At 65.9% G+C, this 25,414-nt stretch carries 22 protein-coding genes; 11 read left to right on the forward strand and 11 right to left on the reverse strand.

The genetic code is table 11. From position 1 onward, the window contains the following. Window positions 1-142: 142 nt before the first annotated feature. Entirely contained in the window at window positions 143-1,609 is a 1,467-nt protein-coding gene (locus tag HNP02_RS27700; protein ID WP_184443842.1) for a catalase, read from the forward strand. Window positions 1,610-1,635: 26 nt separating this feature from the next. Next, a complete protein-coding gene (locus HNP02_RS27705) occupies window positions 1,636-2,073 on the forward strand; it encodes an ankyrin repeat domain-containing protein (RefSeq protein WP_184443843.1) in 438 nt (145 codons plus the stop codon). On the opposite strand, the gene HNP02_RS27710 is transcribed toward HNP02_RS27705, so the two are convergent. The 5 genes from HNP02_RS27710 to HNP02_RS27730 form a co-directional block, all read right to left on the reverse strand. Beyond that, on the reverse strand, window positions 2,070-2,858 hold the full coding sequence (locus HNP02_RS27710) for an NAD(P)-dependent oxidoreductase (RefSeq protein WP_221318096.1): 789 nt from the start codon (window positions 2,856-2,858) through the stop codon (window positions 2,070-2,072). The two genes, HNP02_RS27705 and HNP02_RS27710, sit on opposite strands and share 4 nt — an antisense overlap. Window positions 2,859-2,884: 26 nt before the next feature. After that, window positions 2,885-4,291 (reverse strand): hypothetical protein, encoded by a 1,407-nt coding sequence (locus tag HNP02_RS27715; RefSeq protein ID WP_184443844.1) that lies wholly within the window; start codon window positions 4,289-4,291, stop codon window positions 2,885-2,887. After that, window positions 4,288-4,896 (reverse strand): hypothetical protein, encoded by a 609-nt coding sequence (locus HNP02_RS27720; protein WP_309241711.1) that lies wholly within the window; start codon window positions 4,894-4,896, stop codon window positions 4,288-4,290. The genes HNP02_RS27715 and HNP02_RS27720 overlap by 4 nt, the downstream gene beginning before the upstream one ends. Before the next feature lie 81 nt (window positions 4,897-4,977). After that, window positions 4,978-5,829 carry an alpha/beta fold hydrolase gene (locus HNP02_RS27725; protein WP_184443845.1) on the reverse strand — a complete coding sequence of 284 codons (852 nt, stop codon included), beginning with the start codon at window positions 5,827-5,829 and terminating at the stop codon, window positions 4,978-4,980. Next, the gene (locus HNP02_RS27730) at window positions 5,826-6,683 is read right to left on the reverse strand and encodes an oxidoreductase (protein ID WP_184443846.1); all 858 of its coding nucleotides are present in this window, start codon (window positions 6,681-6,683) and stop codon (window positions 5,826-5,828) included. The genes HNP02_RS27725 and HNP02_RS27730 overlap by 4 nt, the downstream gene beginning before the upstream one ends. A 105-nt stretch (window positions 6,684-6,788) precedes the next feature. On the opposite strand from HNP02_RS27730, the gene HNP02_RS27735 reads away from it, so the two are divergent. Beyond that, window positions 6,789-7,367 (forward strand): TetR/AcrR family transcriptional regulator, encoded by a 579-nt coding sequence (locus HNP02_RS27735; RefSeq protein ID WP_184443847.1) that lies wholly within the window; start codon window positions 6,789-6,791, stop codon window positions 7,365-7,367. A 28-nt stretch (window positions 7,368-7,395) separates the two neighbouring features. Here the strand turns inward: HNP02_RS27735 and HNP02_RS27740 are convergent, their stop codons facing one another. From HNP02_RS27740 to HNP02_RS27755, 4 genes are read right to left on the reverse strand one after another with little or no spacing between them, the layout of a single operon-like run. Beyond that, entirely contained in the window at window positions 7,396-8,859 is a 1,464-nt protein-coding gene (locus tag HNP02_RS27740) for a GntP family permease (protein ID WP_184443848.1), read from the reverse strand. Between the two features lie 30 nt (window positions 8,860-8,889). Continuing rightward, on the reverse strand, window positions 8,890-9,519 hold the full coding sequence (locus HNP02_RS27745) for a bifunctional 4-hydroxy-2-oxoglutarate aldolase/2-dehydro-3-deoxy-phosphogluconate aldolase (protein ID WP_184443849.1): 630 nt from the start codon (window positions 9,517-9,519) through the stop codon (window positions 8,890-8,892). Continuing rightward, window positions 9,516-11,129, reverse strand: a complete 1,614-nt coding sequence (locus tag HNP02_RS27750) for an amidohydrolase family protein (RefSeq protein WP_184443850.1) — start codon at window positions 11,127-11,129, stop codon at window positions 9,516-9,518. The genes HNP02_RS27745 and HNP02_RS27750 overlap by 4 nt, the downstream gene beginning before the upstream one ends. A 22-nt stretch (window positions 11,130-11,151) precedes the next feature. Beyond that, a complete protein-coding gene (locus HNP02_RS27755) occupies window positions 11,152-12,453 on the reverse strand; it encodes an amino acid deaminase (protein ID WP_184443851.1) in 1,302 nt (433 codons plus the stop codon). A gap of 92 nt (window positions 12,454-12,545) precedes the next feature. On the opposite strand from HNP02_RS27755, the gene HNP02_RS27760 reads away from it, so the two are divergent. The 3 genes from HNP02_RS27760 to HNP02_RS27770 are packed head-to-tail and all read left to right on the forward strand — an operon-like array spanning window position 12,546 to window position 14,756. Continuing rightward, window positions 12,546-13,586 carry a sugar kinase gene (locus tag HNP02_RS27760; protein WP_309241712.1) on the forward strand — a complete coding sequence of 347 codons (1,041 nt, stop codon included), beginning with the start codon at window positions 12,546-12,548 and terminating at the stop codon, window positions 13,584-13,586. Continuing rightward, window positions 13,583-14,341 carry an IclR family transcriptional regulator gene (locus HNP02_RS27765; protein WP_184443852.1) on the forward strand — a complete coding sequence of 253 codons (759 nt, stop codon included), beginning with the start codon at window positions 13,583-13,585 and terminating at the stop codon, window positions 14,339-14,341. Before HNP02_RS27760 ends, HNP02_RS27765 begins: the two co-directional genes overlap by 4 nt. 10 nt (window positions 14,342-14,351) lie before the next feature. Continuing rightward, window positions 14,352-14,756 (forward strand): RidA family protein, encoded by a 405-nt coding sequence (locus HNP02_RS27770; RefSeq protein ID WP_184443853.1) that lies wholly within the window; start codon window positions 14,352-14,354, stop codon window positions 14,754-14,756. Between the two features lie 47 nt (window positions 14,757-14,803). Here HNP02_RS27770 and HNP02_RS27775 read toward each other — a convergent pair whose 3' ends face one another. Then, a complete protein-coding gene (locus HNP02_RS27775) occupies window positions 14,804-15,595 on the reverse strand; it encodes an ABC transporter substrate-binding protein (protein WP_255507010.1) in 792 nt (263 codons plus the stop codon). A gap of 487 nt (window positions 15,596-16,082) precedes the next feature. Between HNP02_RS27775 and hutH the strand changes: the two genes are divergently transcribed. Next, on the forward strand, window positions 16,083-17,630 hold the full coding sequence (hutH, locus tag HNP02_RS27780; RefSeq protein WP_184443855.1) for a histidine ammonia-lyase: 1,548 nt from the start codon (window positions 16,083-16,085) through the stop codon (window positions 17,628-17,630). Window positions 17,631-17,651: 21 nt separating this feature from the next. Here hutH and HNP02_RS27785 read toward each other — a convergent pair whose 3' ends face one another. Continuing rightward, a complete protein-coding gene (locus HNP02_RS27785; RefSeq protein ID WP_184443856.1) occupies window positions 17,652-18,593 on the reverse strand; it encodes a LysR family transcriptional regulator in 942 nt (313 codons plus the stop codon). A 124-nt stretch (window positions 18,594-18,717) separates the two neighbouring features. Between HNP02_RS27785 and HNP02_RS27790 the strand changes: the two genes are divergently transcribed. From HNP02_RS27790 to HNP02_RS27805, 4 genes are all read left to right on the forward strand, one after another. Next, window positions 18,718-19,530, forward strand: a complete 813-nt coding sequence (locus HNP02_RS27790) for a 2OG-Fe(II) oxygenase family protein (RefSeq protein ID WP_184443857.1) — start codon at window positions 18,718-18,720, stop codon at window positions 19,528-19,530. A 241-nt stretch (window positions 19,531-19,771) separates the two neighbouring features. After that, complete coding sequence (locus HNP02_RS27795; RefSeq protein ID WP_184443858.1) at window positions 19,772-21,220, forward strand: DUF3375 domain-containing protein; 1,449 nt, start codon at window positions 19,772-19,774, stop codon at window positions 21,218-21,220. After that, window positions 21,217-21,918, forward strand: a complete 702-nt coding sequence (locus tag HNP02_RS27800) for a DUF4194 domain-containing protein (RefSeq protein WP_184443859.1) — start codon at window positions 21,217-21,219, stop codon at window positions 21,916-21,918. The genes HNP02_RS27795 and HNP02_RS27800 overlap by 4 nt, the downstream gene beginning before the upstream one ends. After that, window positions 21,911-25,273 (forward strand): ATP-binding protein, encoded by a 3,363-nt coding sequence (locus HNP02_RS27805; protein WP_184443860.1) that lies wholly within the window; start codon window positions 21,911-21,913, stop codon window positions 25,271-25,273. Before HNP02_RS27800 ends, HNP02_RS27805 begins: the two co-directional genes overlap by 8 nt. The last annotated feature ends 141 nt before the right edge of the window (window positions 25,274-25,414 follow it).

Here is a 25,414-nt window from a genome sequence, read left to right on the forward strand (position 1 = left end):
AACACGAACATCAGTCCGCATCCGATGTCCAAATCTGTGGAGTATCTGTCGCTCGCCGTGCGACCGCTACGCCCCGCACAGAGCGATATTGGAATCAGTCCAATCTAGACCTGCCCAACGGCCCACCGCCAAGGAGAAAATCATGGCATTCGAGGAGAACACCGAGCCCTTGACCACCGCGGCGGGAGCGCCGGTCGTCGACAACCAGAACAGCATGAGTGCCGGACCACGCGGCCCGCTGCTGCTGCAGGATCTGTGGCTCATCGAGAAGCTCGCCCACTTCGCCCGCGAGGTCATCCCCGAACGGCGCATGCACGCCAAGGGTTCGGGTGCCTTCGGCACATTGCGCATCACCCACGACATCTCCCGCTACACGAAGGCGGCGATCTTCGGCCAGGTCGGCAACAGCTGCGAGATGTTCGCCAGGTTCTCCACCGTGGCCGGCGAGCGCGGAGCCGCCGACGCCGAGCGCGACATCCGCGGCTACGCGCTGCGCTTCTACACCACTGAAGGCAACTGGGACGTGGTCGGCAACAACACCCCGGTGTTCTTTCACCGCGACCCGCTGAAGTTCCCCGACCTCAACCGTGCGGTCAAGCGCGACCCGCGCACCAATATGCGTGACCCCGAGAACAATTGGGGCTTTTGGACGGGCCTGCCCGAATCGTTGCACCAGGTGACCATCACCATGAGCGACCGCGGCATCCCAAAGTCTTTCCGGCACATGCACGGCTACGGCTCGCACGCCTACAGCATGATCAACGCCGAAGGCCAGCGGCACTGGGTCAAGTTCCACTTCCGCACCCAGCAGGGCATCGAGAACCTCACCGACGCCGAAGCAGGAGAACTGATCGGCCGCGACCGCGAGTCGCACGGCCGCGACCTCTTCGAGGCCATCGAACGTGGCGACTACCCGAAGTGGACCGTGTACATCCAGGTGATGCCAGAAGCAGACGCCGCTACCTACCGGTTTCACCCCTTCGATCTGACCAAGGTGTGGAGCCAGAAGGACTACCCGTTGATCGAGGTCGGCGAATACGAACTGAACCGCAACCCGGACAACTACTTCGCCGACGTCGAGCAGGCCGCGTTCACGCCGTCCAACCTCGTCCCGGGGATCTCGTTCAGCCCGGACAAGATGTTGCAGGGCAGGCTGTTCTCCTACGGCGACGCCGCCCGGTACCGGGTGGGCGTCAACCATCACCAGATCCCGGTCAACTACCCACGCGGGGCCACGCTGGTGAACACCTACCACCGCGACGGGGCCATGCGCGTCGACGGCAACCAGGGTGGAGTCGCGGGTGTCGAGCCGAACACCTTCGGCCGGTGGGCCGAGCAGCCCGCCTACGCCGATCCCGCCGAGTCGATCGGGTCGACCGCGGATCACTTCGACTTCCGCGAGGACGACGACAACTACTTCGAGCAGCCCGGTGACCTGTTCCGGCTCATGACCGGCGACGAGCAGCAGCGGCTCTTCGACAACACCGCCCGCGCCATCAAGGGCGCCCGGCACCAGACCGTCGAAGCGCACATCGAGCATTGCACCCAGGCCGACCCCGCCTACGGCGAAGGCGTTCGCAAGGCCTGCGAGGCCCTCGGCGCGCTGTAACAGCCAACCACGAATCTGGAGTTGAGATGGCAGACAACGTGATTGACGAGCAGCGAGCCACCCTCGATGCCGAACTCATGGACCTGGCGGCCCGCCTGTTCGACGCGGCCCGCAGCGGCGACGCCGCAATGTTGGCCGCCTACGTCGACGCAGGCGTACCCGTGGACCTCACCAACACCAACGGGGACACCATGGTGATGCTGGCGGCCTACTACGGAAACGATTCCGCGGTCGCGGCACTGATCGCACGCGGGGCCGACGTCGATCGACACAACAATCGAGGACAAACACCGTTGGCGGGCGCCGTCTTCAAGAACGACTCGACGGTCATCGACCTGCTGCTGGCGGCCCATGCCGATCCGCTGGCAGGCTCACCGTCCGCACTCGAAACCGCGAGGTACTTCGAAAGGGATGAACTCGCACGGCGACTGGTGGAACTCGTGGAGCGGCGCAGCGTGAGCTAGCGTCCCGGTGGGTCGTCGTTGCTCGTGAAGACCTCGCTGGCGGCGGCGCCGAAACCTTCGGGCTGTCCTACCGCGGCGAAGGTCCTGCCGACCTCGGCGAGCTCATAGGCCCAACGCCAGCCCTTCTCTTGGGTCTGCTCGCGGGCGCGCAGCCACGCATCGGCAAGGTGGGGTTGGCTTATCGCCCATTCGGTTGCCAGGTCGGCGTCGACTCCGTAGGCGGCAGCGGTATCTCGGATCGAGACCAACAACGCCGCGGTGGTCTTGGTCCACGCGGCATACGTCATCTTCAGCGCCGATGCGGCCGGCGCCGCGCCCACGAGACTGACCGCATCGAGCGCGGACCCTGCGAACAGGTTCGCGACCTCGCCGTCGTCGCCGGCCAGATAGAGGCGGGTCGTGCCCGCCGTGAGCGGGGGCGGTCCGATGATGCCGCCGTCGACGTAGCGGGCTCCTCCGGCGGTGACGGTGTCACTGACGAGCATCGCCGTCCCGGGGCTAACGGCGTTGGCGTCCACCACGATTCCCCCGAAGCCCGCCAGCTCCCGGGCCACGTCGAGCGCCCCATGCGGCGGGCAGATCGAGAACACGACGTCGGTGTGGGCCAGCAGCTTCGCGAGGTCGTCGAACGGGGTCAAGCCGGCTTCTGCGGCCCGCCGTACCGTCGCGTCACTGCGGCCGGTGCGCAACCAGCCGACCTGGTGGCCGCGCCCAACCAGGCAGGCGGCCACGGCCGCGCCCATGGCACCGGGATGGAGGACGGCGAGCGCAGGCATCGATCCCATCTCGACAGCCTATGAGCGGGTGGGCTCTAGTAAAGGCCTTGAGCCCGAAGGTCGGCGAGCATGGCGGTGACCGCCGCGATGATCTCGGCATCTGGGCTGTGAAAGCGGCTTCCCAATCGCTGAATGGCGGCGTCGATGCGCTGCACGAACGCACGATAGGCGTCGGTCACGGCTTCGGCGTAGCCAGCGGCGGCCTGCGCCTGCGATGGGTCGGCGTACCGCGAGGACAGATTGGCCAATTCGCTGGTTAGGTCCTTGGCCTGCTGCTGCACCTTCCACACGAGGTTGCGCGTGAACTCGAGATCGGGCACGAACTGCGACTCGACGTCCTCGGCCAGTCCGACCTCCAGCACGTAATCGATCTGGTACAGCGCGTCGACCGTACTTTCGACAGACCCGATTCGGGCACGCACGTCCAACGGCGGGATGGGAATCGTCAACAGCTGGGTCGACACTTCGGCGCGCGCCCATCGCTCCATGTCATCGGCATGGGCCCGCCAGTGGGCGACATCGGCCTCTGCGGCTTCCTGCGCGGCGGTGACCGCGGCCTCTGCAGCTGCCCGCGCAGCAGTGACGTCGGCCTCTGCGGTTTCCCGCGCAGCAGCGACGTCACCGCTGGCCTGCCCGCGCGCCGCTGCCACCTCGGCGGCCGCGTCGGAGCGCACCTTTTCCAGCTCGCCGCGCACCCGCTGTACGGCTTCCTCCCCCGTCGCCCGCTCGGCCGTCCGTTCGGCACTCCGCTGTTCGGCTCGTGCCTCGGCGGCTCGCGCCTTCTCCTCGGCTGCCGCCACTTCGGCCGCCGCAGTGGCGCGGGTGCGCTCGATCTCCGCCTGCAGCTGCTGCAGGGTTTTCTCCCCCGCCGCCCGCTCGGTCGTCCGTTCGGTGCCCCGCTCGACGGCACGTGCCTCCGCGGCCCGAACCTTCTCCTCGGCTGCCGCCACCTCGGCCGCCGCAGTGGCGCGGACCCGTTCGGTCTCGGCTTGCGCCTGCTGCACCGCCTTCTGATCGGCCGCCCGCTCCGCTGCGCGTTCAGCGTCTTTGCGCGCGGCCTCCGCCTCCACCGCGCGGACCCGCTCGCCCGCCGCCGTGGCAACGCGCGCGGCTTCCCCGGCTTCCGTCCGAGCCAGCGAGGCCGCCGCCTCGGCGTCCAACCTGCCCTGGTGCGCCTCGCGGGCCTGCTCCTCGGCCACACGGCGTAGATGGTCGGCCTCGACGAGCTGCATCGCCAGGGACCGGCGTGGCACGGGTGGCCCATTGTGTTGGCGGTGTTCGACGAGTTCGCGCTCAGTCATCCGGGCCAATGCGACCGATTCAGCCCGTGGCTGTAGCCCCAACCGCTCGGCAGCCGCGACTGAGTCCGCCGCCGCGCGTCGGGTCAACGTCGCCCACTTGTCGACGTCGAGGTCCTCGATGTGTTGCCGCGTGGTCGTCATCGGCGCCGCCGCCCTCCGCCGCTCTGCGTCACCGTGGCGGGTGCCGTTTCACCGGGCGTCGTCGGCGTCGCCGGCGCCGCGGTGTCGGGCTTCCGGTGCGCCGACGATGCTGGTTTGGTGGCTGGCTTGCCATCTGGCGATTGCGCCCTCGTGGGCACCCCGAGATCGGCAACGGAACCGGCCTGCTGCGCCAGCACCAGCAAGAGCTGCTCCTGGTACACCGCCACGGCCTTGGCGAGCGTCTCATCGCCGAGCCGCTCGGCATCACGGAGCAGCCCACCCAGCAGCTCCAGGGTCACCGCGGGCCCAAGACCCAGAGTGGCGCCCTCGCTGGTGGCAGGCTCTATCCCTGCGGTGTCGACCACCCATTGCCACCGCTCCCACGCCAGAGCGTTCGCCGCATCGTCACGAGTCTGTTCTTGACGGCGTTCCTGCTGCTCACGCTGCTGTTCGAACCGCTGACGGGCTCGTCGGGACGCGTAGAGCACGGCACCCGCAGCGATGACCGCCGCGAGCAGCGCGACTACGCCGGCAAAGCCAGGCGAGACGATGAAGTCCCGCACCGGTAGATCTCCCAGAAGGCCTGCTCGCAGTACATGGTGCACCTTGTCAGTCTCGCACTACCGCAACGCCCGTGATGACGGAAAACCATCCGTCGGTGGCGCCGCGGGGTGACGGGCCTGCGGTCAGGCGGCCAGGAAGGTGGCAACCTGGGTGGTGAAGGCGCGGCTGTGCTGGAACAGGAAGGCGTGCCCGGCGTCGCTGTAGAGCACGAGCGTCGCGTCGTCGAGGTGCTGCACGGCGACGTAGGAAGCGAGCGCGGGGATCATGACGTCGTGGACGCCGTTGGCGTAGAGCACGGGATGCTTGATCGCCTCCAGCGTCGATCGCACCTCGTCGAAAGGTATCGAAAAGATCTTCCCGATGGCCTGAAGTTGGCCCAGGGCAGCATCTTCGGAGACTTGGGGTCCCCCGGCGGCCAGCCGAGTGGATACATTCTTCAGGTGGTCGACGCCGCGGGATCTGGCCACGTCGGTGTCGGGATAGAAGAGGAACAGTAGATCGTCGGCGGTGGCTTCCGGCTGGGCCATGATGCGCAGGACATCCTGGTTCATCTCGGGTTGACCGGGCACCGGTCCGACCGGGCTACTGCCTGCCACGACGAGCTTGCGCACCAGATCGGGACGGCGACGGGCGACGGCCTGGGCGACGATGCCGCCCAATGACCAGCCCAGCAGGTCGGCGGTGGAAAGCCCCAGCGCATCGATGAATTCGATGACCCCGGCGGCGAAACCGTCGACCGAATCACGCGGCTCGCCATTCGTGTAACCGATGCCGACGTTGTCGAACAGGATCACGTCATGCTCAGCGGACAGATAGTCGAGGAACTCCGGATCCCACCAGTCGATGGTTCCGCGGAAGCGCTGCACCAGGATCAGCGGTACGCCGCCCCGAGGCCCCAAACGTCGGTACGTGAACCGCGCCGAGGGCCCGTCCACGGTGAGGTTTTCGGCATTGTCGGCGTCGAAGGCGCTCATGGGGTGCTTCTTTCCTGGCGAAGTGGCTGCACCGACCGGTGGGTGGGCAGTTTGTTGAACTTGCGGATCTGCTTGTCGAAGGCCGAGGCGGGAACCCACCGCCGCAACACGGCCAGCTGGCGTGCCCTCGGGCTGGCGGGATAGCGCAGCTTCGGGCGGGAGTCGGTGGCTGCGGCCACGATCGCCGCGGCGACCAGAGCCGGATCGTCACCGTCGTTGACCGCGGCGGCCACCACGTCGCCGACGATCTGGCGTGCCGCGGCGTAGACCGGCATCGGGTTGTCCGGTCGCGAAGTGTTGTCGTCGAATCGCGTTCGAGTACCTGCGGGTTCGACGGTGAGCACCCGGATGCCGTGCTCGCGGGTCTCGTGATCAACCGATTCGGAGTACCCCTCGATGGCGTGCTTGGCCGCGGCGTAGGAGGCCATGAACGGGGCGGGGATGAATCCGAAGATCGACGAGATGTTGATGATCCGGCCGCTGCCATGGGCCCTCATGTGCGGCAGCACCGTTTTGGTCATCCGCAGTACACCGAAGACGTTGACGTCGAAGACGTTCCAGTCCTGGCGAAGCGAGTTCTCCTCGGCGGCACCGGCCGATCCCATGCCTGCGTTGTTGACCAGTACGTCGATCCGGCCGAAGCGCGAGATGACGTGGGCGACGGTGGCGACGACCGCCTCGTCATTGGTGACGTCGAGATCGACGAAGGTGATTCCGTCACGCGCCCCTGTGCTCGACGTGTTGCGGCCGGTTCCGACAACGCGAAAACCCGCCCGTACCAGTGCCGCGGCGGCCAACTCCCCGATGCCGGACGTGGCGCCGGTGACCAGTGCGACCGGTGGTCCTGCTGACACGGGTTCTCCTCAGATTGAATTATGACCATAATGTGATCGTATGATTGTAATCTAAACTGAGGAGCGGAGGGATGGCAAGTCCTCCTGAAGGAAGTGGAGGCTCAGATGGCGCGATATGGGTCCGACCAGAAGCAGGCAACCAGACAGCGGATCCTGGACACTGCCGGTCGGCGGTTCAGACGCTGCGGCATCGACGGCTCGGGCGTGGCCGCGTTGATGGCCGACGCCGGGCTGACCAACGGCGCTTTCTATGCGCATTTCTCGTCGAAGAACGACTTGGTCGCCACGTCGATCGGTGACCAATTGGCCCGGCAATGCGAGGACATCGGCGCCCTGGTCCAGCAGCCCGGCGGCGTGGAAGCGTTCGTGCGGCTGTACTTGTCGCCGGATCACCGTGATCACGCCGAAGAGGGCTGCCCGTCGGCGGCGCTACTCGACGAGATCGGCCGCAGCATCCCGGCCATCAAACGGTCCTACACCGACGGCGTGCTCTCGTTCGTCGATGCCGTCGCCACCGCCGTCGCACCGCACGATCCGCTCTCGGCACGGGCCACGGTGCTCGATGCCTTCGCGATGATGGTGGGCGCACTACAGATCTCGCGCGCCGTCAACGATGGGGCGCTTGCCGAGGAGATCCTCGACAACGTCGCGGCCAGGGTTCTGGCCATGCTGGGCTCTGACTAAGTACCCCGGGCGCTGACGGGCTCGCCGGTCAGGCGAACGCTGCGAACAACCCCGCCGCCACGGCGAAACTCACCACCGACAGCACCGTTTCCAGCACCGTCCAGGTTTGCAGCGTCTGCTTCACGGACAGGTTGAAGAACTTCGAGATGATCCAGAAGCCACCGTCATTGACGTGGCTGAGGATGATGGAACCCGCGGCGATCGCCATCGCGATCAGGGCAACCGCCATCTGGGAGTAGCCACCCGCGTGGACCAGCGGAGCCACGATGCCACCGGTGGTGACGATGGCGACGGTCGCCGAGCCTTGCGCGATGCGCAGCCCACAGCTGATGACGTAGGCCAACACGATCACCGGCAGCCCCGCCGCGGACATCGTCTCGGCCAACGCGGTACCAATTCCGGTGGCGGAGATGACCTTGCCGAAGAAGGCGCCGGCACCGACGACCAGCAACAGCATGCCGACGGGGCGCAGCGACTCGCCGGTGAGGACGCTGAGTTCCTGCACGCTTGAGCCGCGCCGGACACCGAGCACGTAGAAGGCGACCAGCACGGCGATGAGCAGCGCGACCGCGGGCGTACCGAGGAAGGTGAGCACCGACAGCAGCGGGCCCGGGTCGAGAAGCTGGGTGCCGAACGTCGCCCCGAGGATCAGAACCAGCGGTATGGCGATGATCGCCGCGATGAGACCCACCGACGGTGGATTGGTCTTGACGACGTTGTCGACTTTGGCCGCCGTCTCCTTCACAGTGCCGACTCCCCCGCCGGTGGGCGATCCGCCCCCGCCGTCGGAATCCTTGGGCTCCTCGACGATGAAGTCGGGTGGGACCTCGACCATCATGCGCTTGCCGATGTAGGTGCCCCACACAAGTCCGGCGGCAATGAAACCCGGTATCCCGCAGACGAATCCCATCAGAATGAGCCACCCCAAGCTGATCTCCAGCAGACCACCGAGGGCGACCGGCCCCGGGTGTGGCGGCAGGAACGCGTGGGTCATCGACAGGCCGGCGAGCATCGGCATCGCGTACAGCACCAGCGACTTGCCGCCACGCTTGGCGGCCACGTAGACCAGCGGCGCCAGCACGAAGATTCCGATGTCGAAGAAGACCGGGATGCCGAAGATCAGACCGAGCAGGCCCATCGCGACGGGCGCGCCGCGTTCGCCGAATATCCCGAGCAGCTTGGTCATCAAGACGTCGGCGCCGCCCGACCGTTCGAGGATGGCGCCCAAGACCGTGCCGAGTCCGATGATCACCGCGATGTGTCCGAGGATGGACCCGAAACCCGTCTCGAGGATCGAATCGCTGCCCTTGATCGCAGTACCGACGATGTCCTTGACCGGTAGGCCGGCAGCCAGCGCAAGTCCGAGGCCGGTGAGGAGCAGCGCGATGAACGGCTCCAGTTTGACCTTGATGATGGCGAACAGCAGGATCGCGATCGCGAGTCCGCAGAGGACCAGCAGTCCTGGTGTCGATGTTCTGAGCCAGTCGATCATCGGAGAGCCTTTCGGTGACGGTGGTGTGGGCTAGTTCAGTGCTTGCACGAACGCGGCAGCGCGAGAGGCGATGTCGGACCAATCGCCAGATGCAACGGCCTGCGGTGAGACGACGTCGGTTCCCGCGGTAACGGCGACGGCACCGTAGGCGAGGAACTCGGCGGCATTGCCTGCGTTGACCCCGCCGGAGGGGATCAACGCGACGTCGGGAAACGGCCCGCGGAGATCCTTGAAGTACCGAGGACCGAAGGCGCTGGCCGGAAAGATCTTCACCGCAGCGGCGCCGAGATCCAGTGCGGTGAGGACCTCGGTAGGCGTGAGGGCCCCCATGATCACCGGAACATCGCTGTCTGAACCGACTTTCGCGACCTCTGACCGGATCCCCGGAGTGACGAGAAACTGTGCGCCCGCATCGATGGCCGCCTTGGCCTGATCCCCCGTGCAGACGGTGCCCATTCCCAGCACCGCATCCGAGGACGCGGCGGCGGTCAGGTAGTCGAGAACACCCGGTGTGGTGAAGGTCAGCTCGACGGCGCGAATGCCGGACTGCGCGAGGGCGTTCGAGAGCGCGACGGGATCGGGGATCTCAGGGGCGCGAACGACGGCCAGTGCCCGGTCGGCCAGGATGGTCGCCATCGCGACCGAAGCAGCGGTATTCATATGGTCTGATTCCTCGTGGAGTCCATCCGCAGTGCGCGGCCGGCGAGTCGTCCGGTGGGTTGGCCGTCGTCGATCGCGCACTCGCCGTTCACGAAGACATGGCTGATTCCGCGTGCCTGCTGCTTCGGGTTCTCGAACGTGGCGGTGTCGGTGACGACGGCGGGGTCGAAGAGGACGAGATCCGCGGCGTAGCCGACCCGCACGATGCCGCGGTCGGCGAGCCGCAGCCGTTCGGCGGCTCGCCCCGTCAGATGGTTGACGCAGTCTTCCAGGCTCAACAGGCCGATGTCGCGAACGTAGTGACCGAGGTACCGCGGAAAGGTGCCCCATGCCCTCGGGTGCGGCTTTGCTCCCACCAGAATGGCGTCGCTGCCACCCATGTGCTTGGGGTGCACCATGATTGCGCGGACGTTCTCTTCGTGGCCGACGTGCTGCAGGATGCTGGTGGCCAGCTGATCACGCAGGAGTAGGTCGAAGAAGACCTCGACCGGGGGAACTCCGCGATCCGCGGCGATCGCCTGCATCGTGCGCCCGACGTACTCGTCGAGCTCGCTGTTGGCCACCCCGCTGATCTGGATGGTATCCCATTCGACGGTGACGCCGTGACAGCCGTCGGACCCGTTCACGTTGACGTCCTGGGCGATTCGCACGCGAGTGTCGGGATCTTGCATGCGGTCCAGTGCCGTGTCCGGCCCACCCGACATGGCCCAGCTCGGCAGCAAGGCTGACAGCGTGGTGGAGCCAGGCAGATAGGGATAGGTATCGAGCGTGATGTCGCACCCGTCGGCGATACCGGTGTCGACCATGTCCAGAAACTCCTGGGCCCGTCCGCGGTTGACGCCGAAGTTCATCGTCGCGTGCGTCAGGTGCAGGGGGCAGCCGGTAGTGCGCGCGAGGTCGATCATCTCGGCGTACGCCTCCAGCGCGCCCGCTCCGTACGACCGGGTGTGTGGGGCGTAGAAGCCGCCGATCTCGGCGACGACCTCGCACAGCGCGGCAAGCTCTCCGGTGTCGGCGTACATGCCAGGGGTGTAGGTCAGTCCGCTGGACATGCCGACGGCACCCTCGCGGAGACCCTGCGCGAGAAGCTCTTTCATGTTCTGGATCTCGGCGGCGGTGGCCGGGCGTTGATCTGCGCCGACCGCGAGCAGCCGCAGGGTGCCTTGGGGCACCAGGTAGGCGGCGTTGGGGGTGATCCCCTCGTCGAGCCGGTCAAGATACTGGGCGACGCTGCGCCAGGAGAAGTCCAGGTCCGCCGGATTGCCGTTCCAGCCGGCGATTTGGCGGCGGATCACGTCGAGCGCGGCGTCGTCGATGGGCGCGTAGGCGATTCCGTCCTGACCGATGACCTCGGTGGTCACGCCTTGGCTGATCTTCGGGAAGTGCCCGGGATCGGTGAGCAGCCGCAGATCGGAATGGGCGTGCATGTCGATGAATCCCGGCGACAACACGACACCAGGGCTCGGTTCGATGATCCGGTCCGCCCCAGGGATGGATCGGGCGCCGGCGATGTCCGCGATCCGGCCGTCGCGTACCACCACGTCTGCCCGGTATCTGTCCGAGCCGGTGCCGTCGACCACGTCGACGTCTCGGATCAGCAAGTCGGTCATGGGTTTTCGCGCTGCCTAAGGGCTAGAAGAAGGTGTGGATGAGGTCGACGATGCGGGGTGTTGCCGCATCGGCGTCGTCGACGACCGGGATCAGCCGCCACTTGTCGAATGCCGTGCACGGATGCGACAGCCCCAACCGCACGACGCTGCCGACAGGGACGTCGTCGGCACTCCCGCCGGGGAGCCGAAGGAACGCGTGCTGGTCATTGAGTGCGGTGATCTCGGCGGTGCCCGCGATGCGCTGCGGGATCGGCATCCCCTCGTCGAACGGTAGGTCGCGCTTACCCGCGTCGAGCAGCGCCAGTTCCGGCTCGGGTCGAGAGACGGCGCGCGCCCACCCGTGCATCGCCGATCGCAGTGGGCGCTCGCTCCGGCCGGGGATGAGCGGTGAGATGCCTGCGTAGAAGCCGTCGTCGTGAATGACGTACGCCCCCGACCGGAGCACGACCGACGTGGGCACACCGTGCTCACCCCGTTCGTCGGCGAGGTGCGCCAACCGGTCGACCACGACGTCCTGGTAGGCGCTGCCACCCGCAGTGATCAAAGCCGCAGTGCCGTAACGTCCTTCGTCGTCGAGCTGGCGGTGCAGAAGACCGAGTTGGTCGAGATACTCCCGGACGGTGTCGAGTCCAGCGGACCCGCGATCGTGGCTGAGCGCGCCCTCGTAACCGCCGACGCCCGCCAGTGCGAGCCGTGCCGAGTCCGTCACTGCCGCGGCGACGGCCCGTGCCGATTCGAGCGTGCGCGCCCCGGTGCGCCCGTGTGGCGCGCCAAGTTCCACCACCACGTCGACGGGCCGTTCACCCGGCCACGAACCGAGTAGGCGATCCATCAGCTCGACGGTCTGGACGCTGTCCACCCAGCTGAAGAATTCGAAGGAGAGATCGCGGTCCAGCTCCGCGGCCAGCCAGGCCAACGCCACGGGGTCCACGATCGAGTTGGCGAGCATGATCCGGCCGACGCCGAAGGACCGCGCCAGCTGCACCTGCCATGGCGTGGCCAACGTGAGGCCCCAGGCGCCTGCGGTCAGTTGCTTCGCCCATATCTGCGGCGCCATCGTCGTCTTCGCGTGCGGTGCGAGCAGCACGCCCGCCGACTTCGCCCAGTCAGCCATCACCGCCACGTTCGATTCCATCGCACCGCGATCCACCGTCAACAGGGGCGTGGACATCTGATCCAAAGACGGCGCCGTGCTCGCGAATTCGCGAGCGGTCTTGCCCCACGCCGCTGGAGGGAGCCCCTTGTGTTGCGGGCCAAGGACGCGATCGTCGAGCGCGGCTACCGCGGCCTTGTCGATCACGATCGGTTCCCTCCCGATTAGCATTGCGCATTTTGCAACGCTAATTGCGCTATTTGTTTGATGGGCGCTATTCTGCACCAGAGGGTTGGTGACCGCAAGCACTTGAGGAGTTCGATGTGATTTCGCCGACAGCGCCACGTCCGCGCGCGGTCACGATCGGCGAAGGGCTCGCGGTGCTGGTGGCGCAGCCGGGTCCCCTTGAGGACTCCGAGTCCTTCGAGCGCACGGCCGGCGGCGCGGAGGCCAACGTCGCGACGGTCCTCGCCCAGCTGAACGTCACCGCAGGATGGATCTCCAGGGTCGGGGACGACGGATTCGGCCGGTACCTGGTCCAGCATCTCGTCGAACGGGGCGTCGACGTCTCCGCGGTGGTGACCGACCCCGTGCGACCCACCGGCCTCTACGTCAAGGAACGCGGCGGAGGTTCCGGTGCGGTCGGCGACTTGGCCGTTGGCGAGAGTCGCATGCTCTACTACCGCAGTGGATCCGCGGCGAGCGCGCTCTCACCTGCAGACCTCGGCACGCCGATGGCCGAAAGATGGCTCGACGCATCGGCTCTCACGCACGTCACCGGAATCACCCCTGCACTGTCGGAATCGACAACGGAGTTGACCGATTCGCTCGTTTCGATGCCACGACGCGGCCGCCTGGCCAGCTTCGATCTGAACTACCGGCCGGCGCTATGGCTCGGCAGAGCAACGCAAGCAACGGAGGTACTCGGGCGAGTGACCCGTGGCAGTGACGTCGTCTTCATGGGCGCCGACGAGGCACTCGCGGTGTTCGGCACCGACGACCCCGCGGAACTGCGGGCGCTGTTCCCACAACCCGAGCACCTGATCGTCAAGAACGACGCGCACACCGTGACCGGCTTCCACGGACTGAAGCGGGTCGACGTGCCCGCGTTGCGTCTGGCCGTCGTCGAGAAGATCGGGGCAGGCGACGCCTTTGCCGGCGGGTTCCTGGCCGGGCTCTTGCACGGACTTGGGCACCAGGAACGGATTCGGCTCGGGCACCTCTGCGCCGCCGCGGCTTTGACGGGCCATGGCGACATCGCGCGGCTTCCGCCGCTGCACCGGCTCGAGGAACTCCTCGAGGTCGGCGTGGCCGAGTGGGCCCGACTGGAGGTCGCGAACGAGCTGGCGGAGCGCATCGCATGAGCCAGTCACTGTCGCGCGCACTGACCATCCTTGGCGCCCTCGGCGAGGGCCCGAAGTCGTTGGAGCAGCTCGCAACACAACTCGACGTGCACAAGTCGACGGTGCTGCGGTTGCTTCGCACGATGGAGTCCGAGCGCTTCGTCCGACATGACGCCGACCACCGCTACGTGCTGGCTTCGCGGTTCTTCGAGCTGTCCAACCGCGCGCTCGAGCAGCGTGACGTGCGAACCCTGGCGCGTCCGCACCTGAGCGCACTGAACGCCAGCACCGGTCAAACCGTCCACCTCGCGGTCTACGAACCGCCCGAGGCCGTCTACATCGACAAGTTGGACGCGATCCAGAGCGTGCGGATGTACTCGCGGGTGGGCAGGCCCGCTCCCCTGCACTGCACCGCCGTCGGCAAGGTTCTGATCGCAGGTCTGCCCCAGTCGCAGTGGCGACAGATCGCCGAACGGATCGAGTACACCAAGTTCACCGAGCGCACCATCGACTCCCCCGACCGTTATGTCGCCGAGGTGGAACTCGTTGCCGCACAGGGCTACGCCGAGGACCACGAGGAACACGAGAGCTTCGTGAACTGCATTGCGGTGCCCATCCGCGACGGCACCGGCGCCGTGGCGGCCGCGGTGTCGATGTCGGTTCCCGACATGCTCCTCAACCACGAACAGGTACTGGCCACCCTGCCGCAGGTTCGCGCTGCCGCAGAGGCCATCTCCGACGAACTCGGCTGGGATCCCCGCCGGGACACTCCATGAAAGGCATGACGTGACCGACAAGACAGCCGTGCGCACCTCCGATGCACCCGCCCCCGCGCACACCTTCTCCCAGGGCATCCGAAGGGGCCCGTTCGTCCAGGTGTCGGGCCAAGGACCGGTGGATCCAGCCACCAACGAATACCTCCATCCCGGCGACGTCGCGGCCCAGACCACACGCACGTTGCAGAACGTCAAGGCCATCGTCGACGCCAGCGGCGCCACCTTCGACGACGTGGTGATGCTGCGGGTCTACCTGACCACGCGAGACGACTTCGCCGCCATGAACGACGCCTACGGTGCGTTCGTGGCTGCCAACACCTCCGGTGGCGTGCTGCCCAGCCGCACAACGGTTTTCACCGGGCTTCCACGCGAGGAGATGCTCGTCGAGATAGACGCGTTCGCGATCACGGACTAGGACCGCTTCACCGGAGGTAGTGCCAACTCCGCGGCGAGCTCGTCGCCTCAGCTGACGGCGCCGTTGATCACGGGTTTGTCGATCACACCCTCTTCGACACCCCAGTTGGTCGCGATCTGCTTGTATGTGCCGGTTTGTATCAAGTGCTCCAACGCCTTTAGCAGCGGCTGCGCTAGGGGTGAAGCCTTGGCCAGCGCCCAGCCATAGGGCAGCGAGGCGAATACCTCACCCGCTCGATCGAGCTTGCCGTTGCTCTGTTTGATGGCGTAGAGCGTCACCGGTGAGTCTGCCGACATCGCATCCGCCTGGCCGAGCACAACCGCGTTGGTCGCGGCGTCCTGGCCGTCGAACTTCAGAACCTCGATCGCAGGCTTGCCGGCATCGGTGCACTTCTTGCTTCGACCGGGCAGCTCATCAAGTTCCTGAGTGCCTGCGGTCTGTACGGCGACCTTCTTGCCGCATGCATTCTCTGGGTCGATTCCCTCGCCATGGCGGCCCGCCCATAGCGAGCCCGCCGAGAAGTAGGTCACGAAGTCGACGCTGCGTTCGCGTTCCTTAGTGTCACCGAGCGAGGACATCCCCACGTTGAAGGTGCCCTCTTGAATCGACGGGATGATCTTGGCGAAGTCAGATTCGCGATATTCGGGGCTTAGGCCGAGGGTGGAGGCGGCGGCGTCCATCAGGTCGACATCGAAGCCGACGATCTTTCCGGTGGGGTCTTTGAACTCATTCGGCGTGTAGGGAACGTTCACACCGACTACGAGTTTTCCGCTCGCCTTGATGTCCTCGGGTACCGAGTTGGCGATCGCGTCCACCTTCTCGGCGGTCACGGCGGTCATCGAGGTCGTCGATTGTCCGCCTTCGGTGTTAGTCGCGCACCCTGACAGAGTCAGCACGGCGCCCGTAGCAAACACAGCGCCAACGTGACAGAGTCGTTCCAGTCGGTCTCGGCGTCCACTCGAAGTGGCTACCAAATCGCGTACATTCACGATGCTCCTCAAAGATTTTCACGGCCGTAGCGGGGACCACTCCTTGCAGCAGAATGTCATCTGCACGACATTAGGACAATTCTGTTTTCTGATGATTTCTATGAATTCTCGTACTAGACCTTGAGCGGCACCAGACCCTGACTCGTCGAATGCCTTGGGGGCATCAACGTGTGTCGTACTCCCGCCCGGAACGTGTTCTGCTGCGCGGCCGTCGATCTCGAGACGCTGCAAGCATCCCACCGCTAATGGTTTCCAGTAGTAACTCTAATCAACTTCACGTCTTAGACGACATACCGTAATGGTTCCTAGTCATTCCTCATCACAAAGGAGTCCGCAGATGACGCAGCGCCCCGTAGACATCGACGTGGTGACGCTCGGTGACCGAGACGTGACAATCGCGGAGTTCGTGGCGGTGGCCCGCCACGGCGCTCGGGTCGAATTCGCACCGGCATACGTCGACCGAGTCCAGCGCTCCCGCAAGCTGATCGAGCGTTTTCTCGCCGAAAACCGGCTGATCTACGGCGTTACAACGGGATTCGGCGACAACGTGTCCAAGGTCATCTCACCCGAGGATGCGGAAGCCCTGCAGCGGAACATCGTGCTGTCGCACGCCGTGTCGGTGGGTGAGCCTCTTCCCATCGAAGTAGTGCGCGCGATCCAGCTGATGGAGCTCGTGGGCCTCGGCCAGGGTTACTCGGGCACCAGCATCGAGGTGTTGACACTCATCCGACACATGCTCAACAACGGCATCACGCCGTATGTCCCTGGCGAAGGCTCCGTCGGCTATCTCAGCCCTGAGGCGCACATGGCACTTGTCGTCATCGGCGAAGGCCGGGCGTGGCTGGGCGATGAGTTGCTCTCGGGCACAGCTGCTCTGGAGCGGTCCGGCCTGAAGCCGGTCACCCTTGGCTGCAAGGAAGGGCTCACCCTCACCAACGGCACGCACTCCGTCAACGGCATCGCCGTGCTCGCGACGTACGACGCGATCGAAGCTGCGAAGGCGGCCGACGTGGCGGCGGCCGTCAGCCTAGAGGCTCTTCGGGGAACCATCAACGCGTTCGACGCCCGACTACACACCATGAAGCGCCATCCGGAGCAGTCGGCTGCCGCGGCCAACGTCCGACGGATACTCGCGGGCAGCGAAATTGTCGAGAAGTTCCGCGATTACCGGGTGCAGGACACTTACAGTCTGCGCGCGATCCCCCAGATGCACGGTGGTGCAAAGCGTGCCATCAAGGACGCGTTGAAGGTCATCGAGGACGAGCTGCATTCGGTCGGCGACAACCCGGTCATCTTTCCCGAGGGCGACGACGGCGTGGCCCTGATGGGCGCGAATTTCGACAGCACCTTCGTGGGTATTCAGGCCGACCTGATGGTGACTTCGATGACGGTGCTCGCGAAGATCTCCGAACGCCGCACGGACCGCATGGTCAACAGCGCGTTCAGCGAGCTGCCAGCCTTTCTCTCGCCGAACCCCGGTCTGCACAACGGTTACATGATCCCGCAGTACACCGCGGCGGCCCTGTACATGGAGATGAAGAACGCGAGCACGCCGGCCTCGGTTGATTCGGTACCGACTTCGGCCAACCAGGAGGACCCCGTCAGCAATGCCTACTTGGCCGCGACAAAGGCGTACCGAGTCGCCCGTAAGTTGCGGTATGTGCTCGCCATCGAGCTGATGTGCGCCGCGCAGGCACGTGACCTACTCAATGCCGGACAAGGCTCCGAAGCGTCGAATGCGGTCTACGAGGCGGTGCGCGGTGCCGTCTCGCCGGTTACACGAGACCGATTCTTTGGTGATGACATGGAGCGGCTGCAGAAGCTCGTATTCGGTGGCACCATAACGCAAGTCGTGGAAGACGTGGTGGGAACCCTGGAGTTCTGACGCGCGCTGGGCACAGGCGCCTCAGTTGCTGGTAGCGGTGCGCAGCGACTCTGCCTCCTCGCGAGCGACGGTGTGGGCGAGGTCGATGAATGCGTGCGCGGCGGGAATCTGGTATCGATCCTGGTGCCAGGCGATTCCGATGATTCGCCGGCTCACTCCGGAAATTTGCAGCACACGAATCCCCTGCCGGTGTGGATCCACCGAGAGCCATGGGAGGACGGCGGCGCCGACACCTTCAGCGGCAAGGCCGAGAATCGTGCCATTGTCGTTGGAGCGGAAGACGATCTGGTCCCGCAGGGCGGGGTGGCCGAGGCGGTTCTCGATGAGATGCGCCTCGCGTAACCGGGCGTAAGTGATTAGTGGTACACCCATCAGGGCTTTCAGCGTGATCGTCGATTTACCTTGGCCGAGTGGGGAGTCGGACCGAACCACCACGACGTAAGGATCTTCGAGCAGCTCCTCTGCATCGAAAGGGCCTTCTGGTAGCGGCGCGACGACGAAGCTCAGGTCCAACTCGCCGCGTTCGACTTGTGCAAGCAACACGCCGTCGTCCTCGTTTTCCACGAGTTGAATGTCGACGCCAGGATGGCTCGTGGTGAATTCGCGCAGCACCCGCGGGAGTATTCGTACGCCGACGCTCTGATAGCAGCCGACGCGCAACCTGCCCGTCGAGCCGTTGTCCAGCGCGTCCAGATCAGCCGCCGCGCTGGTCAATCGGGCGACTATCGCTTCTGCGTGACGCAGCAACATCTTTCCCGCAGGTGTGAGTGAAACCGGACGTGGACCGCCGGGGCGTTCTACCAATTGATGGCCGATCGATTGTTCGAGACGGCTGATCTGCTGACTCACGGCGGATTGGGTGTACCCGAGGCGCTCGGCTGCGCGACTGAACGATTCGTCTTTGTTGACCGCGATGAGCGCGGCGAGGTAGCGCAGATCGATGGCGCTGCTGTCACGACCCATTTGCCCATTATATGACTGCTCCTAATGGATGTCAGCAAAAGTATGAATTGTCCTAATGTGGTCCGCCTGACAGGCTCGGTGTCATCGACCCGAATACGTCCACCCACATTCGAGGAGGAACACGATGAGCACGACGACAACTCTCACCTACGCCGACGTCGTCGATCTGGATCGCTATCCGATCAACGATCTCGACAGCGACCGTGGTCGCGCATTCGTCGCCGACTGCCGTGAGCAGCTGCGACGCGACGGCGTGTGCAACCTGCCAGGGTTCGTGACGACCCAAGCCGGCACCGAAATGATCCGGCACGCCGACCAACTCGGCTCGGCTGCGCACAGCACCGACAACACGCACACCATCTATTTCGAGCCAACCGACACGAGCGTGCCGGCCACCCACCCCCTCGCCGCACAACAACGGTCGGCGAAGAAGACGATCGCGTGCGACCAGATACCCGCCGATGCACCGATCCGCCGGCTGTACGAATCCGACGACCTCACCAAGTTCATCGCTGCGGTTCTCGGCAAGACTGAGCTCTACCGCAGCGCCGATCCACTCGACGCTGTAATGATCGCGCTGTTCGAAGATGGCGACGAGCTTGGCTGGCACTTCGACCGCAGCGAGTTCGCCGTCACCGTGATGTACCAGGAAGCAGAGAATGGCGGCCACTTCGACTACTACCCGGGACTGCGGTCGGCCGAGAACGACAACCACCAGACGATCGAGAAGACCCTGCAGAGCGACGGCGATGGCGCGGTGCGCTTGCCGAGCGGACCCGGTGCGCTTGCCATCTTCCACGGGCGTAACGCGCTGCACCGCGTCAGCCCGATAGCGGGGTCCCGCCCGCGGATCAACTCCGTGCTCACCTATGGAGAGAAACCCGACATGCGGCTCAACACGCTCACGCAGGACCTGTTCTACGGCCGGACCCAGTAGTCACGATCACCCTCGATGACGGTAGTCATCGGGGGCCCTTTATCTGCTCACCGCCGTCTCCGCGCGACGCAGGTGGTGGTGACCCATTGACCACAACACCCGCCTCGTGAATCACACTGACCCCATTGCTCCCGGTCAGGCGTGATTTCTCCGCCGACACGGCCCCTCCGCGGGCCGGAGTTGTCGTCGCAGTGCCCTATGTTGGGGCGTCCAGACCAATGCGCTGAATAGAGGAACGCACGTGCACGACGACAACGCGGGGTTGTCCGCGGTCGACCTGCTCGAGCTCAACCGCGACCTACAAGGCTCCCGGGCGATCCGCCTGCTCGCGACCAACAACATCAGCCTGTACGCGACGCTCATGGAACGTCACCTCAGCGATGGCGCGGTCGCGGAGACCGAGCTGGTCGTGCGGCTCGAACGCGACCTCGAGGATCTCGACGACGCCCAGTCAGGCCTCGCGCTGATCAAGTCCTGGGCCAGCCAGGGCTGGCTGCACCGCATCACCGAGACCAGAGCCGAACGTTCCGAACGCAACGTCTGCTACCTCACCCAGGACGCCCGCCGCGCCCTCGACTTCCTCCGCGGGATGCGCCGCCAGGACACCATCGCCACCGGGGGCTCCATCACCGGCATCGCTGCGCGCCTCAAGCAGGTGGCCGTCAAGGTCGATCACGACCCCGCCCGCATCCGCAAGCACATCGAAGCCGAAATCGCGGCCCGCCACCTTGAACTCGACGATCTCGACGCCGGCCAGCGCCCCGAACCCGATGTCACCGACTGCTACGACGAGGCCCGCGCCATCGCCCTGCAGATGGAACGTCTGATCACCGACATCGGCCAGTACGGAACCCTGATCGAGCAGGCCACCTCCGCGCTCGACGAACCCATCGACACCAACCTCGAGTACCGCGACCGCCAGCGCCAGATGTACACCGACTACCAGACCGCATGGGACTCCCAGGGCCGCGACAGCCACCGCGCCTTCCTGCGCATGATCAACGACCCCGACCAGCGCGCCGAGTTCGAGGCCGACGTCGCCGCCGTCGCCGAGGCCCTGCCCGCACTCGACCCCGCGCTGCGCAAGGTCATGGCCGGGTTCTTCGAGCTCGTCGGCCACCAGATCGACGAAGTCGAGCGCATCCAGCAGCGCTGCGCCCAGCGCGTCAAGCGCTTCACCGCCTTCGGCACCATGGAGCAGAGCCGCGGCGTCGCCCGCCAACTCAACGAGGCCATCGGCGCCGCCCGTGCCCTGCTGAAGTCTTCGTTCACCGACTCCCGCCTGGACATCGAGGTCCCGCTGGCCCGCCACGCCATCAGTTCCGTTGGCGCCCTTGGCTTCAAGATCGGCGACCTGTCCAATCCCAAGCCCGCCGTGCACGGCGATACCGAGGTCGATCTCACCAGCTTCGCTGCCCTGACCACCCAGGTCGACGCGCCCGCCATGTCCGACATGCTCAACGGCGCCATCGCTGGAGGGCCCGTCTCCCTGCCGGAGGCCGTCGCCATGCTCGACACCGCATACCTCGGTCACGTCATCGTGCTGTGGTCCTGGGCGCTAAAACAACCGGCAGCAGCCACCTCCGCGGAGTCGACCACCGTTCGCTTCCGTTCCCTGGACGGTCGCGACCGCGAAATGGCCGTCCCCTGTTTGACTTTCACGGAAACCATCGCTGGAGCTAGCACGTGACCCACCAAGAAACAGAAGTTGACATCGACTTCTCCTCGCTGCCGCAGGTCGACCAAGAGACCGCCCGCCCGTCCGTTGCGCGCAGGCCGCGCTTCGACGGCGACGTCTCCGAGCTGCCCGACCGTGCGTGCTGGGCCCTGCAGCAGCTCCTCACGCGCCGCTACATCAGCGCCGAGGCCGACGCCGACATCTACAGCTGGGTAATCGAGTACCGCAAGGAGCTGTCGGTCCGGCTGTCCGAACTCGACCTGCTGTTGCGCATCGTCGACACCACCGACGTCGCGTTCGTCGAACAGGCCCGCTACGAATCCGCAAGGGGCATCAAGCTTCTGCGCCGCGAACCGCTCGGCACCTACGACTCGATCCTCGCCCTGCACCTCGCGCAGATGATGCGCGCCTCAGGCGGGCAGAGCGTGTTGATCAGTCGCGAGGAGATGCACGGCCTGTTCTCCGGCGTGCTCAACGAGACCGACCGCGACGCCGTCGGCTTCGCCGCCCGCATCGACGCCGCCATCGCCCGCCTCAACGGCCTCGAGATCCTCCGCAAGACCCGCGACGACGAGGACAGCTACACCATCAGCACCGTGATCACCGCCATCATGACCGCATCGGTGATCACCGAACTCCAGCAGCAGTTCGAACAGCTACTGAACGGCGGCGCTCCCGAGGACCAGAACGAAGGGGTCGACCTTGACTGAGCAATTCCACCTGTCGCGGCTTCAGGTCATCAACTGGGGCGTGTTCGACGGCTATCACTCCATCCCGTTCAGCAGCGGCGGGGCGCTGATCGCCGGCGCCTCCGGCAGCGGCAAATCCTCACTGCTGGACGCGATTTCGATCGGTTTCCTGCCGTTCAACCGGCGCAACTTCAACGCCTCCGGTGACAACACCGCTGCTGGCTCCAGCGCGGGCCGCCGAACGGTCGACAAGTACGTCCGCGGCGCCTGGGGACAACGCAGCGACGGCGGCACCAGCCGGGTGATGTACCTGCGCGGCGAAGGCAGCGCCTGGTCGGCGGTCGCGGTCACCTACGCCAGCGACTCCGGCCGCACCGTGACCGGCCTGGTGCTCAAGTGGCTGACCGGCGAGTCGCGCAACGACTCCTCGAGCCGGTTCATCCTCGGCGACGGGGACCTCGACATCGAGGAGGTCTGCAACCGCTGGGCCTCCGGCCGCTTCGACGCCGGCGTGTTCAAGGAAGACTGGCGGTTCTCCACCAAGGTCGAGTCGCAGTACCTCGCGCAGCTGTACGCCACCATCGGCATCCGCGCCTCCGACGCCGCCCAGCAGCTCCTCGGCAAGGCCAAGTCACTGAAAAGCGTTGGTGGACTTGAGCAGTTCGTTCGCGAGTTCATGCTCGACGAACCCGACAGCCTGGCCCGGCTGCCCGAGGCGCTCAAGCAGATCGACCCGCTGGTCGAGGCCCGCGAACTGCTCGCCGTCGCGCAGAAGAAGCGCAAGATCCTCGGCGACATCGAGCAGATCCAGCACCGGTACGCCTCCGAATCCTCCGACCTCGGCATCATCGACCTCGTCGACGCGCCGATGGTGCGGGCGTACACCGACCACGTCCGAATCGTGCAGATCCCTGATCAAATTTCTACGCTCGACGGCACCATCGATCAGCTCGAGAACGAGTACGAGGACGTCACCCGATCACTGAATCTGGCCAAGGCCGAAGCGGATTCGCTCAACGCACAGATCAGCGGAACCAGCGCGAACATCGCCCCCCTGCAGTCGCAGGTGACCGCCGCCGAGACCGAGGCCGAGCAGGTGGAACGCCGTCGCGCCGCCTACGAAGACCTGCTTACCGCCCAGGACGTCGAAATCCCGGACACCTCCGACGAGTTCTGGAACCTGCGTGAGGAACTGCTCACCCAGGCCACCGAACTGCTCGCCAAGGTCGAACGCAATCGAGAGGCGTCCACCGACGCCGAGTATGCGCAGAAGTCCGCCCGCATCGCCCGCGACGACGCCACCAAGGAGCTCAAGCGCGTCGAGCACGTCGGCTCGGCGCTGCCAGAATTCGCGCTGTTGATGCGCGACCACATCTGCGCCGAGGTGGGCGCCGACGTCGCCGAGCTGCCCTACATCGCCGAACTGCTGGACCTCAAGCCCGACCAGACCCGCTGGCGGCTCGCGGTGGAGAAGGTGCTCCGCGGTGCGGGCTTGCGGCTGCTGGTGCCCGATCAGCACTGGGAGAAGGTGCTGCGGTTCGTCAACGAGACCGACATGCGCGGCCGACTGCAACTGCATCACGTCCGTGCGAAGCTGCTCGGCGCCGAACCCGTCGATCCCGAGCCGAACACGTTGGCGGGCAAGCTGTTCGCCGTCGATCCCAAGCATCCGTGCGCGGCGGAGGCCGTCGACGTCATCACGGCAGCAGGCGACCACGTTTGCGTCGACACCCCCGACGTGTTCGCCCGGTTCCGCCGCGCGGTGACCGACGCCGGGCTGTACAAGGACTCCGACCGGCTGGCCATCAAGGACGACCGGCGACCGGTCAAGCAGTCCGAATACCTGTACCAGGGCGACGTGTCGGCCAAGATCAACGCCCTGACCCTCGAACTCGCGTCGGCCGAGGAGATCTACCAGAAGGCCCGCCGCGCCGCCGACGACATCGCCGCGCAGCGCCAGCAGTGGCGCGACCGCGCCGCCACGTGCAAGGCGATCTGCGAGCAGTACCCGCAGTGGAGCCAGATCGACACCGAGACCGCAGACGGGCACGCCGACCGGTTGCGCGAGCAGTACGAGCTGCTGATGGCCGACAACCCCGACCTCGAGGCCCTCAACGCGCGCGCCGACGAATGCTGGTCGCAGATCCAGAAGTTCATGACCCGCCGCGGCGCGATTCAGACTCGGCGCGACGCCCTCGACGAGCGACGCACCCGGCTGATGGATCTGCAGGAGCGGCTGTCCCCCGCGTTCGTCTCGGAGCCGCTGACGGAGCTGCTGCACCGCTACGCCGCTGCGCTTCCGGTGTCGCTCGAGCTGCTCGACCCCGAGCCGCACCGCGACGCGCTGTTCACCGCCATCAAGAAGGAACGCGAACAACTGCGCGAGAGCCGTCGCCGCTCCTACGACGAACTGGCTCGCATCCTCAACACGTTCGACACGTCGTTCCCCGACGCGATACCGAATGACTCGGACGATTTCGACGAGCGCGTCCACGACTACGTCGCGATGTGCAGGCACATCGACGAGCGCGAACTGCCCGAGGCGTACGACCGGATGATGCGGCTGGTCACCGAACAGGCGCCCGACGCGATCCTGACGCTGCACCGCGTCGCCGAGCAGGAGACTCGACGCATCGCCGAGCAGATCGACCGCGTGAACACGGGTTTGGGTTCGGTGGAGTTCAATCGCGGCACCCGGCTGACGCTGCGGGCCACACCGCGGCAGCTGACGGCGGTGTCCGAGCTCACCGAGATCGTGCGGTCCATCTCGCGACGCATCGCCGAGGTCGGGCTTGGCGACAAGCAGGCGATCCTCGACCAGTACGCCGACATCCTGCGATTGCGCAATCGGCTGGCGTCCACCGCACCGGAGGACAGGGCCTGGACCCGTGACGCGCTGGACGTGCGCAACCGGTTCACCTTCGACTGCGCCGAGTGGCACGTCAGCAGCGAGGAGCTGATCCGCACGCATAGCAATGCCGGCGACAACTCCGGCGGCGAGCAGGAGAAGCTGATGGCGTTCTGCCTCGCGGGCGCGCTGAGCTTCAACTTGGCCAGCCCGGAAAGCGAAGACAACACACCGGTTTTCGCGCAGCTGATGCTCGACGAGGCGTTCTCCAAGTCCGACCCGCAGTTCGCCCAGCAGGCGCTGCAGGCGTTCCGCAAGTTCGGCTTCCAGCTGGTGATCGTCGCGACCGTGCAGAACGCGACTACCATCCAGCCCTACATCGACAGCGTGGTGATGGTGTCCAAGACCGAGGCCACGGGCCGCAACGCCCGCCCAGTCGCATCGGTGTCGAGCAGAACGATCTCGGAGTTCACCACGCTGCGCCACGAGATGCGTGCGGACGCGCAACGGGTGCCTGCCGGAGTCTGAGCAGACCGCTCGGGCAGACCCTCCAGGGAAATGTCCTGGGTGCACCCTCAGCACCGTTCAGCGAATACTCAGCGCTCACCGGGCACGGTGGGGACCTCAGCCAACCCCGGCTGACCGTGCCCGCGATCAGCTAACCAAGAA

Source organism: Mycobacterium sp. AZCC_0083, from assembly GCF_014202335.1.
Taxonomy (GTDB): Bacteria; Actinomycetota; Actinomycetes; order Mycobacteriales; family Mycobacteriaceae; genus Mycobacterium.

Coding starts and splice junctions, on each gene's coding strand:
- HNP02_RS27705 (WP_184443843.1), top strand. CDS start 1,636: ATGGCAGACAACGTGATTGACGAGCAGCGAGCCACCCTCGATGCCGAA.
- HNP02_RS27765 (WP_184443852.1), top strand. CDS start 13,583: ATGAGCCAGTCACTGTCGCGCGCACTGACCATCCTTGGCGCCCTCGGC.
- HNP02_RS27755 (WP_184443851.1), bottom strand. CDS start 12,453: ATGCTAATCGGGAGGGAACCGATCGTGATCGACAAGGCCGCGGTAGCC.
- HNP02_RS27750 (WP_184443850.1), bottom strand. CDS start 11,129: ATGACCGACTTGCTGATCCGAGACGTCGACGTGGTCGACGGCACCGGC.
- HNP02_RS27775 (WP_255507010.1), bottom strand. CDS start 15,595: ATGACCGCCGTGACCGCCGAGAAGGTGGACGCGATCGCCAACTCGGTA.
- HNP02_RS27745 (WP_184443849.1), bottom strand. CDS start 9,519: ATGAATACCGCTGCTTCGGTCGCGATGGCGACCATCCTGGCCGACCGG.
- HNP02_RS27790 (WP_184443857.1), top strand. CDS start 18,718: ATGAGCACGACGACAACTCTCACCTACGCCGACGTCGTCGATCTGGAT.
- HNP02_RS27710 (WP_221318096.1), bottom strand. CDS start 2,858: ATGGGATCGATGCCTGCGCTCGCCGTCCTCCATCCCGGTGCCATGGGC.
- hutH (WP_184443855.1), top strand. CDS start 16,083: ATGACGCAGCGCCCCGTAGACATCGACGTGGTGACGCTCGGTGACCGA.
- HNP02_RS27785 (WP_184443856.1), bottom strand. CDS start 18,593: ATGGGTCGTGACAGCAGCGCCATCGATCTGCGCTACCTCGCCGCGCTC.
- HNP02_RS27700 (WP_184443842.1), top strand. CDS start 143: ATGGCATTCGAGGAGAACACCGAGCCCTTGACCACCGCGGCGGGAGCG.
- HNP02_RS27735 (WP_184443847.1), top strand. CDS start 6,789: ATGGCGCGATATGGGTCCGACCAGAAGCAGGCAACCAGACAGCGGATC.
- HNP02_RS27740 (WP_184443848.1), bottom strand. CDS start 8,859: ATGATCGACTGGCTCAGAACATCGACACCAGGACTGCTGGTCCTCTGC.
- HNP02_RS27725 (WP_184443845.1), bottom strand. CDS start 5,829: ATGAGCGCCTTCGACGCCGACAATGCCGAAAACCTCACCGTGGACGGG.
- HNP02_RS27715 (WP_184443844.1), bottom strand. CDS start 4,291: ATGACGACCACGCGGCAACACATCGAGGACCTCGACGTCGACAAGTGG.